The 17393-nt window shown below is 18.6% G+C and carries 15 protein-coding genes and 3 tRNA genes; 11 read left to right on the top strand and 7 right to left on the bottom strand.

Annotation, left to right across the window (positions count from 1 at the left end; genetic code table 11):
- Positions 1-74: 74 nt before the first annotated feature.
- The 5 genes from ilvC to AACK90_RS01285 all read left to right on the top strand — a co-directional run bounded on the left by ilvC (position 75) and on the right by AACK90_RS01285 (position 4055).
- The gene (gene ilvC / locus AACK90_RS01305; RefSeq protein WP_339042931.1) at positions 75-1550 is read left to right on the top strand and encodes a ketol-acid reductoisomerase; all 1476 of its coding nucleotides are present in this window, start codon (positions 75-77) and stop codon (positions 1548-1550) included.
- Positions 1551-1805: 255 nt separating this feature from the next.
- Complete coding sequence (trxA, locus tag AACK90_RS01300) at positions 1806-2135, top strand: thioredoxin (RefSeq protein ID WP_339042929.1); 330 nt, start codon at positions 1806-1808, stop codon at positions 2133-2135.
- Between the two features lie 166 nt (positions 2136-2301).
- Positions 2302-3561: a transcription termination factor Rho gene (gene rho, locus AACK90_RS01295; RefSeq protein ID WP_339042927.1), complete on the top strand. Its 1260-nt coding sequence runs from the start codon at positions 2302-2304 to the stop codon at positions 3559-3561.
- A 299-nt stretch (positions 3562-3860) separates the two neighbouring features.
- A tRNA-His gene (locus tag AACK90_RS01290) sits at positions 3861-3936 on the top strand.
- 45 nt (positions 3937-3981) lie between these two features.
- Positions 3982-4055 (top strand) — tRNA-Pro (locus tag AACK90_RS01285).
- 21 nt (positions 4056-4076) lie between these two features.
- On the opposite strand, the gene cyaY is transcribed toward AACK90_RS01285, so the two are convergent.
- Positions 4077-4424: an iron donor protein CyaY gene (gene cyaY / locus AACK90_RS01280; protein ID WP_339042925.1), complete on the bottom strand. Its 348-nt coding sequence runs from the start codon at positions 4422-4424 to the stop codon at positions 4077-4079.
- Between the two features lie 150 nt (positions 4425-4574).
- Between cyaY and dapF the strand changes: the two genes are divergently transcribed.
- A complete protein-coding gene (dapF, locus tag AACK90_RS01275) occupies positions 4575-5420 on the top strand; it encodes a diaminopimelate epimerase (protein WP_339042922.1) in 846 nt (281 codons plus the stop codon).
- A gap of 102 nt (positions 5421-5522) precedes the next feature.
- The gene (locus AACK90_RS01270) at positions 5523-6755 is read left to right on the top strand and encodes an MFS transporter (protein ID WP_339042920.1); all 1233 of its coding nucleotides are present in this window, start codon (positions 5523-5525) and stop codon (positions 6753-6755) included.
- Between the two features lie 18 nt (positions 6756-6773).
- Here AACK90_RS01270 and AACK90_RS01265 read toward each other — a convergent pair whose 3' ends face one another.
- A complete protein-coding gene (locus tag AACK90_RS01265; protein ID WP_339042918.1) occupies positions 6774-7445 on the bottom strand; it encodes a class I SAM-dependent methyltransferase in 672 nt (223 codons plus the stop codon).
- A 301-nt stretch (positions 7446-7746) separates the two neighbouring features.
- Between AACK90_RS01265 and AACK90_RS01260 the strand changes: the two genes are divergently transcribed.
- Positions 7747-8763 (top strand): hypothetical protein, encoded by a 1017-nt coding sequence (locus tag AACK90_RS01260; protein ID WP_339042916.1) that lies wholly within the window; start codon positions 7747-7749, stop codon positions 8761-8763.
- Positions 8764-8903: 140 nt separating this feature from the next.
- Here the strand turns inward: AACK90_RS01260 and AACK90_RS01255 are convergent, their stop codons facing one another.
- The 3 genes from AACK90_RS01255 to hslV form a co-directional block, all read right to left on the bottom strand.
- A complete protein-coding gene (locus AACK90_RS01255) occupies positions 8904-9653 on the bottom strand; it encodes a ferredoxin--NADP reductase (protein ID WP_339042914.1) in 750 nt (249 codons plus the stop codon).
- Positions 9654-9977: 324 nt separating this feature from the next.
- Positions 9978-11309, bottom strand: a complete 1332-nt coding sequence (gene hslU, locus AACK90_RS01250) for an HslU--HslV peptidase ATPase subunit (RefSeq protein ID WP_339042913.1) — start codon at positions 11307-11309, stop codon at positions 9978-9980.
- A gap of 10 nt (positions 11310-11319) precedes the next feature.
- Positions 11320-11850 carry an ATP-dependent protease subunit HslV gene (hslV, locus tag AACK90_RS01245; RefSeq protein WP_339042911.1) on the bottom strand — a complete coding sequence of 177 codons (531 nt, stop codon included), beginning with the start codon at positions 11848-11850 and terminating at the stop codon, positions 11320-11322.
- Positions 11851-12058: 208 nt separating this feature from the next.
- On the opposite strand from hslV, the gene rpmE reads away from it, so the two are divergent.
- A complete protein-coding gene (gene rpmE / locus AACK90_RS01240) occupies positions 12059-12268 on the top strand; it encodes a 50S ribosomal protein L31 (protein WP_339042909.1) in 210 nt (69 codons plus the stop codon).
- A gap of 322 nt (positions 12269-12590) precedes the next feature.
- On the opposite strand, the gene AACK90_RS01235 is transcribed toward rpmE, so the two are convergent.
- Together AACK90_RS01235 and orn are read right to left on the bottom strand one after the other, a co-directional pair.
- Positions 12591-12663, bottom strand: a tRNA-Gly gene (locus AACK90_RS01235).
- Between the two features lie 104 nt (positions 12664-12767).
- Positions 12768-13322, bottom strand: a complete 555-nt coding sequence (gene orn, locus AACK90_RS01230; protein WP_339042907.1) for an oligoribonuclease — start codon at positions 13320-13322, stop codon at positions 12768-12770.
- Between the two features lie 181 nt (positions 13323-13503).
- Between orn and pgi the strand changes: the two genes are divergently transcribed.
- Together pgi and miaA are read left to right on the top strand one after the other, a co-directional pair.
- Positions 13504-15159, top strand: coding sequence for a glucose-6-phosphate isomerase (pgi, locus tag AACK90_RS01225; RefSeq protein ID WP_339042905.1), 1656 nt, complete (start codon positions 13504-13506; stop codon positions 15157-15159).
- A gap of 43 nt (positions 15160-15202) precedes the next feature.
- Complete coding sequence (gene miaA, locus AACK90_RS01220) at positions 15203-16147, top strand: tRNA (adenosine(37)-N6)-dimethylallyltransferase MiaA (RefSeq protein WP_339042903.1); 945 nt, start codon at positions 15203-15205, stop codon at positions 16145-16147.
- The last annotated feature ends 1246 nt before the right edge of the window (positions 16148-17393 follow it).

Raw genomic sequence — 17393 nt, 5'->3', positions numbered from 1 at the left:
ATTATAAATATATATTTTTTTAAATTATTTTAATGAATATACTTTTTTTATCAATCAATAGGATTATTTTAAATATGCTAAATTATTTTAATACATTAAATTTTCGCCAGAAAATTAAAGAGTTAAAAAACTGTAAATTGATAAAAAAAGAACATTTTTTAAATGGATTAAAAATTTTAAAAAATAAAAAAATTGTTATAATAGGATGTGGTGCTCAAGGTTTAAACCAAGGTTTAAATATGAGAGATTCTGGATTAAATGTTTCTTATGCTTTAAGAGAAAAAAGTATAAAATCAAAAAATAAATCTTGGTTAAGAGCTGTAAATAATAATTTTTATGTAGATGTATATGAAAAAATTATTCCAAAAGCTGATTTAGTAATTAATTTAACTCCAGATAAACAACATGATTCTGTAGTTAAAAAATTACAATTTTTAATGAAAAGAAATTCTGTTTTAGGTTATTCGCATGGTTTTAATATCATAGAAATGGGTACTGTTATTAGAGATGATATTACTGTTATCATGGTTGCTCCAAAATGTCCTGGAACTGAGGTTCGTGAAGAATTTAAAAGAGGTTTTGGAGTTCCAGCTTTAATTTCTGTACACAATAAAAACAATATTTTAAACAATGGTCTAGAATATGCAAAAGCATGGGCATTTTCTATTGGATCTCATAAAGCTGGAGTTTTATATTCATCTTTTTCAGCTGAAGTGAAATCTGACCTCATGGGAGAACAAACAATATTATGTGGATTATTACAGGTTGGTTCCATAGCGTGTTATAAATATCTTGTAAAAGAAGGTCATGATTCAGGATATTCTGGTAAATTAATACAAAATGGTTGGGAAGTTATGACGGAGTCTTTAAAACATGGAGGTATTACTTTAATGATGAATAGATTATCAAATCCTTCAAAAATTAGAGCTTATAAATTGTCTCAACGATTAAAAAAAATTTTTACTCCTTTGTTTAGAAAACATATGGATGATATTCTTTCAGGAGAGTTTTCATCAAGGATGATGAAAGATTGGAATAATAACGATAAAAAATTAATTTTTTGGAGAAATAAAACCAAACTTTCAAGTTTTGAAAATTCTCCATTTTGTTCAAAAGAAATTGTAGAAGAAGAATATTTTGAACATGGACTGTTTATGATTTCTCTTTTAAAGGCAGGAATTGAATTAGCTTTTGAAACAATGGTTGAATCAGGAATTTGTAAAGAATCAGCATATTATGAATCTTTACATGAATTACCTTTAATTGCAAATACTATTGCAAGAAAAAAATTATTTGAAATGAATCTTGTTATATCTGATACTGCTGAATATGGTAATTATTTATTTTCAAAGAATGCTATTCCTTTATTAAAAAAATTTATGTTTAAATTAAAATATGGAGATTTAGGGAATATTTTAATTTCAAATAAAGTGGATAACATTACTTTAAAAAAAATTAATGAAAAAATTTATAATCATCCAATTGAAAAAGTAGGAAGAAATTTAAGAAAGTATATGATCGATATGAAAAGAATAAAATTTAATTCATAATAAAAATTTGTATCATTAATTATTTTCTTATTTTATTTAAATTTTTAAATTTATATTTTTTTTCTTATATTATTTTTTAAATATATTTTTTTTAATAATAATTTTTTATTATATATTATTAATAATTAAAATTTATTTATATAATATAAGAAAAAAATAGATTTTAAAAAAATCTATTTTTTTATAAGAAATATTTATATAAAAAATAAAATTTTTAATTTTTATATTTATAAAAATATTATAGAGATTTAGTAAATGAAAAAAATAATAAAAGATTTATCAGAAAAAGATTTTGAAAAATATATTTTAAATAACAAAAAATATGTTTTAGTAGATTTTTGGGCTGTTTGGTGTGCTCCATGTAAAGTTTTATCTATAGTATTAAAAGATATTTTTAATGAATATAATAATAAATTAGATATTATAAAATTAGATATTGAAAAAAATTCAAATATTACAAAAAAATATTCCATTCAAAGTGTACCTACTTTAATATTATTTAAAAATAATAAAATTCTTTCAAAAAATATAGGTTCTTGTTCAAAAGAAAAATTGAAAATTTTTTTAAATCAACATATTAAATAATTTTTTTGTAAAAAAATTTTAAAATTTTATATATATAAAAAAAAAGATTCGTTTTTTTTTAATTATTTTTTTTAGATTTTTAAAGTTTTTATTTTAAATTAATATATTTTAAATAAAAACTTTTTTAAATAACAATTCCTTTGATTTTTATTAAGAACTCATTATTATGAATTTTACTGCCCTTAAAAATACATCCATTTCAAAATTAATTATACTTGGCGAAAATATGGGTTTAGAAAACCTTTCTCGCATGAGAAAACAAGATATTATTTTTACTATTTTAAAAAATTATGCGAAAAGTGGAGAAAACATTTTTGGTAATGGAGTCTTAGAAATACTACAAGATGGATTTGGATTTTTAAGATCTTCTGATAGTTCTTATCTTGCTGGTCCAGATGATATATATGTTTCGCCGAGTCAAGTACGTCGATTTAATTTAAGAACAGGAGATACAATTTCAGGAAAAATAAGACCTCCAAAAGATGGAGAAAGATATTTTGCTTTGTTAAAGGTAAATAAAATAAATTATGATAGACCTGAAACTTCTAGAAATAAAATTTTATTTGAAAATTTGACACCTTCTCATGCAAATTCTAGATTGAGAATGGAAAGAGGTAATGGATCTACAGAAGATTTAACTGCTCGAGTTTTAGATTTAGCTTCTCCTATTGGAAAAGGACAAAGAGGTTTAATTGTAGCTCCTCCAAAGGCTGGAAAAACGATCTTATTACAGAATATTGCTCAAAGTATTGCTTATAATTATCCAGATTGTTTATTAATGGTTTTATTAATTGATGAACGTCCAGAAGAAGTAACTGAAATGCAAAAATTGGTTAATGGAGAAGTTATTGCATCAACTTTTGATGAACCAGCTTCACGTCATGTACAAGTTGCAGAAATGGTTATTGAAAAAGCAAAGAGATTAGTTGAACATAAAAAAGATGTTATAATTTTGTTAGATTCAATTACTAGATTAGCTCGAGCATATAATACAGTTGTACCTTCTTCTGGAAAAGTTTTAACAGGTGGAGTTGATGCAAATGCTTTGCATAGACCAAAACGTTTTTTTGGAGCTGCTAGAAACGTTAAAGAAGGAGGAAGTTTAACAATTATTGCTACTGCTTTAGTGGATACTGGTTCTAAAATGGATGAAGTTATTTATGAAGAGTTTAAAGGAACTGGAAATATGGAATTACCTTTATCTAGAAAAATTGCAGAAAAAAGAGTTTTTCCTGCTATTGATTATAATCGTTCTGGAACTAGAAAAGAAGAATTATTAACATCTGTGGAAGAATTACAAAAAATGTGGATTTTAAGAAAAATTATTCATCCAATGTCTGAAATTGATGCTATGGAATTTTTAATTAATAAATTATCTATGACTAATACTAATATTGAATTTTTTGATATGATGAAACGTTCATAAAATTTTTTTAAAAAAATATTAAAAATAATAATAAATAAATTTATTAACTAATAAAAAATATAATTTTTTTTAAAAAAAATTTGTATTTTTTTTTAAAAATTAATTTTAAAGTTATTTATATATATATTTAAAAAATTAATAAGAATTTATAGTTTATTTTAATAAAGTGTTATTTTTAAAAAAAAAAATATACTAGATAGGTTTAATTCCTGTTAGATATTTAATTAAAATAAATTTTTTATTGATAAATATTAAAATTTATAATATATTTATAAAAATAATTTTAAAAATTTTATTTGGTGGTTATAGCTCAGTTGGTAGAGTCCTGGATTGTGATTCCAGTTGTCATGGGTTCGAACCCCATTAACCACCCCAAATTATGATTTTTTTATTTTTTTAAAAAATTTTTATATAAAAAATCGGCGAATAGCGCAGTTTGGTAGCGCAACTGGTTTGGGACCAGTAGGTCAGAGGTTCAAATCCTCTTTCGCCGAATTATTTCTTTATAGTATTTTTTATGAATTAAACAAAATATTTTTTCCAATTTTTTTGATAAAAAAATTTTTAAAAAAATTAAAAATTTCACAATGATTTCTTTTACAAAACCATTTATTTTTATAATATTTAAAGTAATATCCTTTATATTTTGTTGCGACCCAGATTTGTTTTAAAAATTCTTGTTTATTAAGAATAATTTCATTTATTGAATTAATACTAATTTTCATTATTTTTTCGTTAGATTCATAATCTATATCTATTTTTCCTATATAATTATCTATAGAATTTTCTAATTTTAGAACAATTGTATTAAATTCGTTATTATAGTTGAATATATTATTTTTTATTTTAATTTTTTTTTTCATTTTTCATTTTACATTTTTTAAAATTTTTAATAAATATATTTATAAAAAATTTTTATATTTATAATTGATATATTTAAATTTTAATTTTATTTTTTTTAAATATAAAAATTTTTTAAAATATTTTTAAAACTAATAATAAATTTATATAATATGAATTCAAATAAAAATCAATTAAAATTTTCTAAGATGCATGGTTTGAAAAATGATTTTATGGTAGTAGAAACTTTAACTCAGAATTTTTTTTTTACTAAAAAAATTATTCAAAATTTTTCTAATCGTAAAACAGGTATTGGTTTTGATCAATTATTAATAATTGAATATCCAAAAATTAAAAATACGAATTTTCATTATCGTATTTTTAACGCTAATGGAAGTGAAGTTGAACAATGTGGGAATGGAGCAAGATGTTTTGCAAAATTTGTATTTGACAAAAAATTTATAAATAAAAAAACTATTGTTGTAAGTACAAAAAATAGAATTTTAACTTTACAAATAAAAGATAAAGAAAATATATTAGTTAATATGGGAACTCCAGAATTTCAACCAAATAAAATTCCATTATTAATAAAAAAAAAAAAAAATAAATATTCTATAGAAATCAATTCTAAAAAATATTCTTTTGGAGCAGTATCAATTGGAAATCCTCATTGTGTAATTCTTGTCAAAGATATTAATTTAATTCAAGTAAAAAAAATAGGTTCTATTTTTCAAAATATTTCTCTTTTTCCTAAACAAGTTAATGTTGGTTTTATGAAAATATTAAATAGAAATGAAATTTTTCTTCGAGTTTTTGAAAGAGGTGTTGGTGAAACTCAAGCATGTGGAAGTGGAGCATGTGCTGCTGTAGCTATTGGTGTGAAACAAAACAAATTATCAAATAATGTAACAGTACATTTAATAGGAGGAGATATAAAAGTCAATTATAATTTAAAAAAAAAATGTATTTTTATATGCGGTCCTGCAGAGCATATATATGATGGATTAGTTTATTATTAAATTATTTTATAAATAAAAAAATTGTTTTTTAGATTATTATAATTTTTAAAATTTATAATAGTTATTTTTAAAGGAAAATATAAAAAAGGTAGTTATTATATTATGTTAATAAAAAAAAAAAATAATCAGACAAAAAATTTATTTCAGAATAATTATATAAAATATCGTACAAAAGATTTTTATAAAATGATTATATCTTTATTTTTTGTAGGATTTTCTACTTTTTCAATTCTATATTCTATACAACCTATTTTACCGATATTTTCTAAAAAATTTTTTTTAACTCCTTCTGAAAGTAGTTTAGCTTTATCTATTTCAACAGTTTCAATGGCTTTTGGAATTTTATTTATAAGTCCTTTATCTAATTTATTAGGACGAAAAAAAGTTATATTTCTATCTTTATTTATTGCTGCAATATTAACAATTTTTTGTTCATTTGCTCAAACTTGGTTAGAAGTTATAATAATTCGTTCTCTTATTGGGTTTTCTTTGAGTGGTGTTACATCTATTTCTATATTATATTTAAGTGAAGAGGTAGATATAAATTTTTTATCTCTTTGTATCGGTTTATATATTAGTGGAAATACTATAGGTGGTTTTTTTGGAAGATTAATAAGTAATATTATAGTTCATTTTTTTTCTTGGCGTATGGTTTTTTTAATAATTGGTAGTTTATCTTTATTTTTTTCTATTTTATCTTTAATAAATTTACCTTCTTCACAACATTTTAAAAAATCTAATTTAAAGATTAAATTTTTATTTAAAAGGTTTTTATTACCATTTAAAATTAAAACTTGTTTAATTCTTTTTTTATTTGGATTTTTGTTTATGGGAAGCTTTGTATCATTGTTTAATTATATTGGTTATAGATTGATAATGAAACCTTTTTTATTGAATCCTATTTTTATATCTTTTTTATCTATAATATATTTAATTGGTGTTTATAGTTCTCCTAAAGCTAGTTTTTTATCAAGAAAATATGGAAAAAAAAAAATATTAACTTATTCTTTATATATAATGTTATTAGGTGTTTTATTAACTTATTTTAATAATTTGTTAATTATAATTTTTGGTTTATTTTTTTTTACAACTGGTTTTTTCTTAGCTCATTCTACAGCAAGTAGTTGGATTAGTATTTTAACAAAATGTTATAAATTAGAAATTTCTTCTTTATATTTTTTTTTTTATTATATAGGATCTAGTTTATTTGGGAGTTTTATTGGAATATTTTGGTTTTTTTGGGGATGGAATGGTGTTTTTTTTATATTAAATTTTGTTCTTTTTTGTAGTTTGATTTTAGTAAAAAAATTATCTAATAAAATAAAAATAATATAATTTTATAATATAAAAATTTTATTTATAATAAATATCAAATCTAATTTTTTTTCCATATAAAATATGGTTTGGTTTTTTTTCTTTAAGATATGAAGCATTTAAATATCTTTTAACAACAACTTTATTTTTTGCTAATTTTATTGCTGGTTTTAAAATTTTTTGTTCATTATTTTTTTTTAATAATTTTTTTAAAAAAAACATATCTTTTTTTGGTTTAGATTTTTTATTATTAAACATTGGATCGATATAAATTATATCTGGAATAATTTCTTTTTTTTTTATTAGTTTAATACTATTTGAATTTATTAAAGTTATATTTTTTTTTATCCATAAACCAATTTTTTTATCTTTATATGCTCTTTTTAAACCATCTTGAAGTAATTTATAGATAATAAAATTTTTTTCTATCATAAATATTTTAAATCCATGAGATGCTAAAACGAATGAATCTTTTCCAAATCCTGCGGTGGAATCTAGAATAGTTATTTTTTTTTTATTTTTTATTCTCATAGCACGTACTATTAGTTCTTTTTTTTTGTTATATTTTCTTCTATAATTATATTTTCCTGATGTAAAATCGATTACAATAGATTTATTTTTTTTATTTTTTTTAAAATAAATTTTATATAATTTTAATTTATTTTTTTTTTTAAATAGAATTAATTTGTATTTTTTTTTAATTTTAATCATTTTATTCTTCTTAAAAATTATAATTATTTTTTTTATAAATTTTATTTATCATTAATTTATTAGATTTAATATTTATATTTTGAATGTTTTTAAAAAAAAAGTTATAGTTATTTTTTAAATAAATATTTTTAATAAACAAAATATTAAAAGAACATTTTTTTTAATAAAAATTTATCATGGATAGTTTTTTTTATAATTTTTTATAAGTAAATAAAATATTTACTATATATATTTTAAAAATAAAGTAAATAAATAAAAGTATTTTTTAAAAAAAAAAAGAATTAAAAAAAAGGAAATTAATATGATAACTATTTTAAATTTGAAAAAAAATTATATAAATTCTAATAAAAGTTTAAGGCATAATTCTATAAAAGACAACAAAAATTTTAAAAAAAAAAATTTGTTAGAAAGTAAAAATTTAAAAAACATTAAACAAAAAGAAAATTTATTTTTAAATCATTTTAAAAAAAAAATAAAAAATAAATTTTTAAAAAATTTTGTTCGTTCTGATTATTTAAAAACTATTACTGGAAAAAGTATATATTTTAAAAATAACAAGTTACAAGAATTTAATAAGAAATTAAATATTTCTTTCTTAAATAATTCTTTTATAAATTCAAATGTTCAATCTGATAATAATGATAATTTAAATAATTTTAATATAAGTAATTCAGATATTGATGAAGATAATAATTCTAATGAATATTATTTAGATAAAATCAAAAATAGTTTATCTGAAATGTCTAAAATTTCTAAAAAAGATTTAGAAATTAAAAAACTTCGTTCTGATCCAAAACATATTACTTGGAAAGTTTTAACAAGAGTTGTACATTCTCAAGAAAATATTGATTTGTTAACAAGTTTTCAAAATGATTTTAATGAATTAAGAAAAACTTCTAATTTAAGTTCAGATTTTGATATTGAAGATCCAACTACAACATTTCAATTTAATTCATCTCCAATTTATAAAAATTCTAAAGAAGAAATTCTAAAAAGTCTTAAAAAATTTTTTCCTAATTTAAAAGATAGGCAATTAATTTCAAATTATTCAAATAGCGATATTTTGCTTGAAGCACGTCGAGCTTTTTTAAGAAGAACACCTAATATCATGAATTTTTCTCCAATTCATTCACATATTAATTATTTAATAGATAAATTACCAGATGGAAATATTCAGTTAGTTGTTGTTTATCTTTCTGATTTAGCACAAATTAAATATGATTCAAGTGAATTTTATAATACTTTTGGGCTTAGAGCAAAATGTATTTTATATAAAAATAAAATTCCTGATATAAAATATTCATATTTCGTAAAATAATTTTTTATTAAATTAATTTAGAATAGATTTAAAAAATTTAATTTTTATACATTTTAATTAATGTAAATACAGAGTACAGATATTAATAATATTCTTGTACTCTGTTTATAAGAATTATATAAAATTTACTTTTATTTATATTACCAATAATTCTCTCTTATTATATTTCCTGGTTTTTTACGAAGATTTTTTGTCATTTTTTTTTTTTTTGTTAGTATGTTAAACATTTCTTTTACCATTGAAGGATTTCCGCATAACATTACTTTAGAGTTATTTCTTTTAATTTTTTTTCCAATATTTTTTTCTAGAGTTGAATTTAATAATAAGTGAGTAATTCTTCCATAAAGAAAATTTTTTTTATTTTCACGACTAATTGTAATTATTATTTTTAATTTTTTTTTATATTTTTTTTTTAGTTTATCAATTAAGTTTAAATATTTTAGATCAGAGAAATAACGTACAGAATGTACTAAAATTATTTTTTTAAATTTTTCAGTATCTTTCTTTTCTTGTAAAATTGATAAATATGGTCCAATAGCTGTACCAGTAGAAAACATCCATAAATTTTTAGATGGTTGTATTTCTTTTAAAGTAAAAAAACCAAAAGAGTATTTTGAAATTAAAATTTTGTTATTTTCTTTTAAAAGTATTATTTCTTGACTCATTTTTCCTTTTTTAACGAGAGTAATATAAAATTTTATTGTTTTTTTTTTTGGAGGATTAACAAAAGAATATGCTCGTTGAATATTTATATCATTTTTATTTTTAATTAAAATTTTAGAAAATTGACCGGCTATAAATTTATTAATTTTAGCTTTTAATGAAATTTTTAATAAATTTTTTTTCCAATATACTATTTTTTTTATTTTTGCTGGAACCCATAAAGTCATATTTTATTATCCTATTAAAAAAAAATAAAAAAAATAAAAAAAATAAAAAAAAAAAAAAAAAAAAATATAAAAATTACTAATTTATATTTTTTTTATTTGTATAAATAAATTTGTAAAAATTTTAATTTATTTTTAAAAAAATATAATTTACTATATTTTTTTATTTATATTTTTTATAATATTTTTTATATAAAAAATTTAATTTATATTTATTTTTTAAATATTAATATATAAACTTATATTTATATATTAATATTTAAATTTTTTATTTATTTTTATTTTTATTTTTTCTTTTTTGAATTTTTTATTTAAAATTTTTTTTATTTATAATATAAATTTATTTAAATTTTCTTTAGAATTTAATTTACGTAAATTTTTTTTAACATATTTTGAATTAATTTTAATCTTTTTTCCATAATTTTCTTTAGAATTAAAAGAGATATCTTCCATTAATTTTTCGAGTACAGTATATAATCTTCTTGCTCCAATATTTTCAATACTTTCATTTACTTTCCAAGAAATTTCAGCTATTTTTTTTATACCTTCTTTTGTAAAATTAATGATAATGTTTTCTGTTTTCATTAATTCTTTATATTGCATAGTGATTGAAGTTTTTGGTTCTGTTAAAATTTTTTCAAAATCATTTATACTTAATGCTTTTAGTTCAACTCGAATTGGTAGTCTTCCTTGAAGTTCTGGAATTAAGTCACTTGGTGAAGATATTTGAAAAGCTCCAGATGTAATAAATAAAATGTGATCTGTATTAACTGAACCATGTTTGGTTGATACTGTACATCCTTCTACTAGAGGTAATAAATCTCTTTGTACTCCTTCTCTTGAAACATCTGGTCCAGATGTATTGTTTCCTTTACATATTTTATCAATTTCATCAATAAATATTATTCCGTTTTGTTCAACAAAATTAATAGCTTCTTTTTTTAATCTGTCTGGATTTATTAATTTTGAAGCTTCTTCTTCTATTAGAAGTTTCATTGCATCTTTTATTTTTAATTTTCTTATGTTTTTTTTTGAACCACTTAAATTTTGAAATAATGATTGTAATTGATTAGTTAATTCTTCCATTCCTGGAGGAGCCATAATTTCTATTCCCATGGGTGAACCTAAAACATTAATTTCTATTTCTTTATTATCTAGTTTTCCTTCTCTAAGTTTTTTTCTGAATGTTTCTATTGTGTTTAATGGTCTTTCTTTTATTTTATCTTTTTCTAAATGTTTTTTTGCTCCAGGAACTAATACTTCTAATATTCTTTCTTCTGCAAGTTTCTTAACGTTTTTTTTATTTATTTTAATCGTTTTATTTTTAATCATTTTAATTGAAATATCAGTTAAATCTCTTATTATTGAGTCAACTTCTTTTCCAACATATCCAACTTCAGTAAATTTTGTTGCTTCTACTTTAATAAATGGAGCATTTGATAATTTTGCTAATCTTTTTGCAATTTCTGTTTTTCCAACTCCTGTTGGACCTATCATTAAAATATTTTTAGGAGTAATTTCTTTTTTCAAACGATTACTTAATTGCATTCTTCTCCATCTATTTCTTAATGCAATAGCAACTGCTTTTTTTGCATTTGTTTGACCTATAATAAATTTATTCAATTCTTTAACTATTTTTTTAGGAGTCATGTCAGACATTACTATTTCCTTAATTTTTTATTGACAGTTCTTTTATAGTAAAAGAGTGATTTGTATATATACAAATGTTTGCAGCAATTGTTAGTGATTTTTTTACAATACTTAAAATATTTAGATTAGTATTATCTAATAATGCTTGAGCAGCAGATTGTGCATAACATCCTCCTGAACCTATAGCTATAATATTATTTTCTGGTTGAATAACATCTCCATTTCCAGTAATAATTAACGAATCTTTTTTGTCAGCAACAGCTAACAATGCTTCTAGTTTTCTTAAAATTCGATCATTTCTCCAATCTTTTGCAAGTTCTATAGCAGCTCTTTTTAGTTGTCCTTGGTATATTAAAAGTTTTTTTTCAAAAAGTTCAAATAATGTGAATGCATCTGCCGTTCCTCCTGCAAATCCTGCAATCACTTTTTTTTTATATAGAGTTCTTATTTTTTTTACATTACTTTTCATAATTGTACTTCCTAAAGTAGCTTGTCCATCTCCTCCAATTACTACTTTATTTTTTGATCTTATACTTAATATAGTTGTCATTTTTTTTTCTTTATATTTTTTATAAAAAATTTTTCTGAATTATTTTTTATAAATTTTTTATAATTTAATTATTTTTGTAGTTTAAAATAAAATTTTATATAAATTTTTTAAAATATTTATTTTAATTTAATTTTTTTTAAAAAAATATTTATTTTTTATTCTTAATATATTACTATTAAATCATATAAATATATTAATTAAGGTTTTTATGAAAAAAAATATTCATCCAAAATGTTTTCATCATTGTATAAAATGTTCTTGTGGAAATAAAATAAATTTTTTTAGTACTTTATATAAAAATATTAATATTGATATATGCTCTAATTGTCATCCATTCTATACAGGGAAACAAAGAATAGTAGATACTGGAGGGAGAGTTGAATTATTTAATAAAAGGTTCAACATTTCCAAAAAATAAATTATTAATAAAAAACTTTTAATATAAAAAATAAAATTTTTTAATAAAATAATTATTGTTTTATTAAAAAAATATTTTTTTATTAAATTTTTTTATTATTAATTAATATTATATGTTTTATAATTAAAATAATTTTTTTATTTTTTTTTAATTATTTTTATATAAAGTATAATTTAAAAGAAAATATAATTTTTTCTAGAATTTAAATTTTATATTTTATTTATTTTATAAAATATTAATTTTTAAATTATGTATTTAAAATTTTATATTATTTTTTTAATATTTTTTTAAATGAATTGATTTAAAAATTTTAAGAAATATAAGCGGGAAACGAGTCTCGAACTCGCGACCTTAACCTTGGCAAGGTTACGCTCTACCAACTGAGCTATTCCCGCATTTAAAATTTTTTATTAATAATTAAATTTTTAAATTCATTAATAATATTATATGACATAAATTATATTTTCAAGTTTTCTTTAAAAATATTTTCTTAGATATTTTATATTTTAAAAAATTTTTTTTTGTAAAATAAAAGTTCTTGAATAGAATTTTTTATATCGTATAGTGCAGAATGTTTTTTTGAATTATCAATTTTTGGTAAAATTTGAGATTTCCATCTATAATATAATTCTTTAATTGTGCTAACATCAATATTTCTATAATTTAGATATGATTCAAATGTTGGCATGTATTTTTTTAAAAATTCTCTATCTTTCCAAACAGTATTACCACATATTGGAGATTTATTTTTAATTGTCCATATTTTGATTAATTTCATAATTTTTATTTCTGCAGATTTTTCTGTTTCTATACTTTTTTCTACTTTTTTTATTAATCCACTTTTGGAATGAGTTTTTTTGTTCCATTCATTCATTTTTTTTAAAACTTTTAATGATTGATGAAGACAAATTACAAGTTCTTTAGTTAATATATTTAATTCAGAATCAGTAATTATAATTGCTATTTCAAGTATTTTATTTTTTTTGCAACATAAACCTGTCATTTCTAAATCAACCCAAATTAAATTATTTTTTTTTGTTTTTATTTTATTCATGTATTTAAAATTTTTATTAAAAATTAATATTATTATTTATGTATTATTTATTATATATTAAATTTGTATATTTTAATTTTTTAATTTATATATAAATATTTTTTATATATTTTTTATATTAATAAAAAATTTTTTATTATGTTTAGTTTAATTTTAAAAATATAAGAGAATAAATACAACAATGAAAAATATAAATCCAACTAAAACAAAATTTTGGAATAAGTTACAAAAGCATTATTTAAAAATGAAAAATGTTCATTTAAAAAATCTTTTTAAAAATGATTTAAATCGTTTTAAAAAATTTTCATTAAATTATAAAAATTTAATTTTATTTGATTATTCAAAAAATATTATTAATGAAAAAACAATTTATTATTTAATAAACTTAGCAAAAGAATGTTTTTTAAAAGAATCTATTAAATCTATGTTTAATGGAGATTTTATAAATGTTACAGAAAATCAACCTGTTTTACATACTTTATTAAGAAATTTTACTAAAAAAAAATTTTTTATAAATGGAGAAAATATATCTTCTGATATTTCAAAAGTTTTTAAGAAAATGAAAAAATTTTCAAATTCTATTATTAATAAAAAATGGAAAGGATATACTGGAAAATTTATTACTGATGTTGTTAATGTTGGAATAGGTGGCTCTGATTTAGGTCCATTAATGGTTACTGAATCTTTAAAACCATATAAAAATCATTTAAAAATTCATTTTATTTCAAATATTGATGGAACTCAAGTGTCCGAAGTATTAAAAAGAATAAATTTTGAAACAACAATATTTTTAATTTCTTCTAAAACTTTTACAACACAAGAAACGATGACTAATGCTAGAACTATAAGAAATTATTTTTTAAATGAAAAAAATATTTTAAAATCAGACATGTCAAAACATTTTTTTGCTTTATCAACAAATAAAAATGAAGCTATGAAATTTGGAATTTCTAAAGAAAATTTTTTTCCTTTATGGAATTGGGTTGGTGGTCGTTATTCGTTATGGTCTGCCATTGGTTTATCTATAATGTTATCTATAGGATATAAAAATTTTTTTTTATTATTAAAAGGCGCTAATAGTATGGATCAGCATTTTTTAAATACGCCTTTTGAAAAGAATATTCCTGTTTTAATGGGTTTAATAAGTATATGGTATAACAATTTTTTTTGTTCGGAAACTGAGGCTATTTTAGTTTATGATCAATATATGCATAAATTTGCAACCTATCAACAACAAGCCAATATGGAATCTAATGGAAAAAATATTGATCGAAATAAAAAAATGGTTTCTTGGCAAACAGGACCAATTATATGGGGAGAATCAGGAACAAATGGTCAACATTCTTTTTATCAATTGATACATCAAGGAACTAAATTTATTCCATCTGATTTTATTATTCCTTTAAAAACTCATAATAATATTAATGATCATCATATAAAACTATTATCTCATTTTTTTGCGCAAACGAGATCTTTAGCTTTTGGAAAATCTTTAAATGAACTTAAAAATGATTATTATGAATCTAATAATGAAAAGATTAGTTGTCAGAAAAATAATTCTTTATTTTATCAAGTTTGTTTAGGAAATAAACCTACAAATTCTTTTTTAATTCATAAAATAACTCCTTATACTTTAGGTTTATTAATTTCTTTATATGAACATAAAATTTTTACTCAAGGTGTAATATTTAATATTTTTAGTTTTGATCAATGGGGAGTAGAATTAGGAAAGAATGCAGCAAAAAAAATTTTATCTACTATTAAAAAAAATAGTACATGTACAGTTTATGATTCTTCGACTAATGGATTAATAAATTTTTTTAAAAAAATAAAGTAATTTTTAAAAAAAATTTTAATTATTTTAATAAAGTAGAATTTATATGAATGAAAGAAAAAATAATATTGTTATTTTTCTTATGGGTCCTACAGCATCTAATAAAACTAAATTAGCTATTAAATTAAATAAAATTTTACCAATTGATTTAATTAGTGTAGATTCTGGGCTCGTTTATAAAGAATTAAATATTGGAACAGCTAAACCAAATGCAGATGAATTAAAAAGAGCTCCTCATAAATTAATTAATATAATTAGTATTACTGATAATTATTGTGTAAATTCTTTTAGAAGAGATGCGTTATTTGAAATTAAAAATTCTATTTCTAATAATAGAATACCTTTTTTAGTTGGAGGAACTATGTTTTATTATAGTTCTTTAATTAATGGTTTATCTATTTTACCTTCTAGAAATGATATTATAAGAAAATTAATTTTAAGTAAATTTTCTTTAAATTCTTCAAATAATTTATATAAACAATTAATGATAATTGATCCTATATCAGCTTTAAAAATTCATCCAAATGATTTACAAAGAATATTAAGAGCGTTAGAAGTTTATTATTTATCTGGAAAAAAAATAAGTGATTTAACAAAATTTAAAAATAATAATTTTCCTTATAAAACATTAAAATTTGTAATATTTCCTAAAAATAAAAAAATTTTACATAAAAAAATAGAATATCGATTAAGAAAAATGTTATCTTGTGGTTTTCAAGAAGAAGTAGAAAACATTTCTTCTAAAGTATTTTTTAATAAAAGTATTCCAGGAATGAAATGTGTAGGTTATAAAAATATGTATAATTATATATTAGGTAAAATTAGTTATAAAGATATGTTTTATCAAACTTTAATATCTACTAAAAAATTAGCGAAAAATCAAATGACTTGGTTAAAAAAATTTAAAAATTGTTTTTTTTTAGATAGTGAAAAATTAAATTTTTCTATAGATTTTATTTATAAAATTATTAATGAATTTTTTAATAAATAATATTTTCTACAAAAAATTATCATAGAATAAAAATTTTTATATAAAATTTTTTTATTTTAAGAGTTTAATAAGATTATAAATAAAAAATTTAAAATTTTTGATATATTCTAATATATAGATTATTTAGTTTAATATAAAGGAATTAAAAACTTTTAATATATTTTAATTTTATACAAGAAAAAACAGAATTATATTTTATTCTATTTGTTATATTATATAAAATTTTAAGGTATTTTTTAATTCTTTATATTTTTTAATATCTAATTTAATTAAAGAAATATATTATTTAAAGAGAATAAAATTTTTATAAAAAAAATCTTAGTTTATTTAATGTAATAATTTTAATATTTAATGATAATATTTTATTAGATAAAATATTTTAAAATAGTATTAAAGATTATATTAATATAACTTATAAAAAAATTTATAAAAGAGAAATTAAAATTAATGACTTTAATAATGTTATTTTTTATAAAATTTCAAAATAAATATTAATTGTTATATTTTAATTAATAAAATTATATAAAAAATATTTTATTTCATATAAAACAAATATATTATAAATTATTATATTTTTTTTTAATAAAATTAAGAATATTATTCAGAATTTTTTATTTTTATTAAATAATTAACTTAAAAAAAATAAAGAATAATTTTTTTATAATTTAAAATATTTATTTTAGATGTTTATTATGAAATGTATTTTATATATTTTTTTTTTTTTTTAATAGTATTATAAGAGATATATTAATAAGTATAAAGATATTAAAATAAAGAAATTTAATATATTTTAAGAATATTTTAAATATATTTAATGAAATTTAAAATGATTTTTTATAAAATTTTTTAATAAAAAATATAATTATTTATACAAAATATTTTATTATTTTTTTATCATAGTCAGAATAAAAAGAAATTTATAGTTAAATTTGTTTTTTATTTTTTTTTTAAAAAAAAAAAAAAAAAAAAAATAGTTAAAGTAAATTTTCTATTAGGATTATATTTAAAAAAATTAGATATTTATATAATTTTTATAAAATTAAAATTTATAAAAATTATATTTATAAGGATTTTAAAAAAATTACTTTAATTTTATCGGTTAAATATAAGTAAATAAAATAATATTTCTCTAGTATATAAAATTTTTAAAAGATATAAAAAAAAATATTAGATTAGTTTTTTTTATTGAAAAATTTATTTAAGAAAACTAAAATTAATGTAAATTTATAGAAAATTTTATAAATAT

Origin of the sequence: Buchnera aphidicola (Periphyllus acericola), from assembly GCF_964019855.1 — a bacterium.
GTDB classification, from domain to species: domain Bacteria; phylum Pseudomonadota; class Gammaproteobacteria; order Enterobacterales; family Enterobacteriaceae; genus Buchnera_J; species Buchnera_J aphidicola_BC.
Note: the sequence above shows the minus strand (reverse complement) of the source record. Positions and strands in the feature narration are given on the sequence as shown.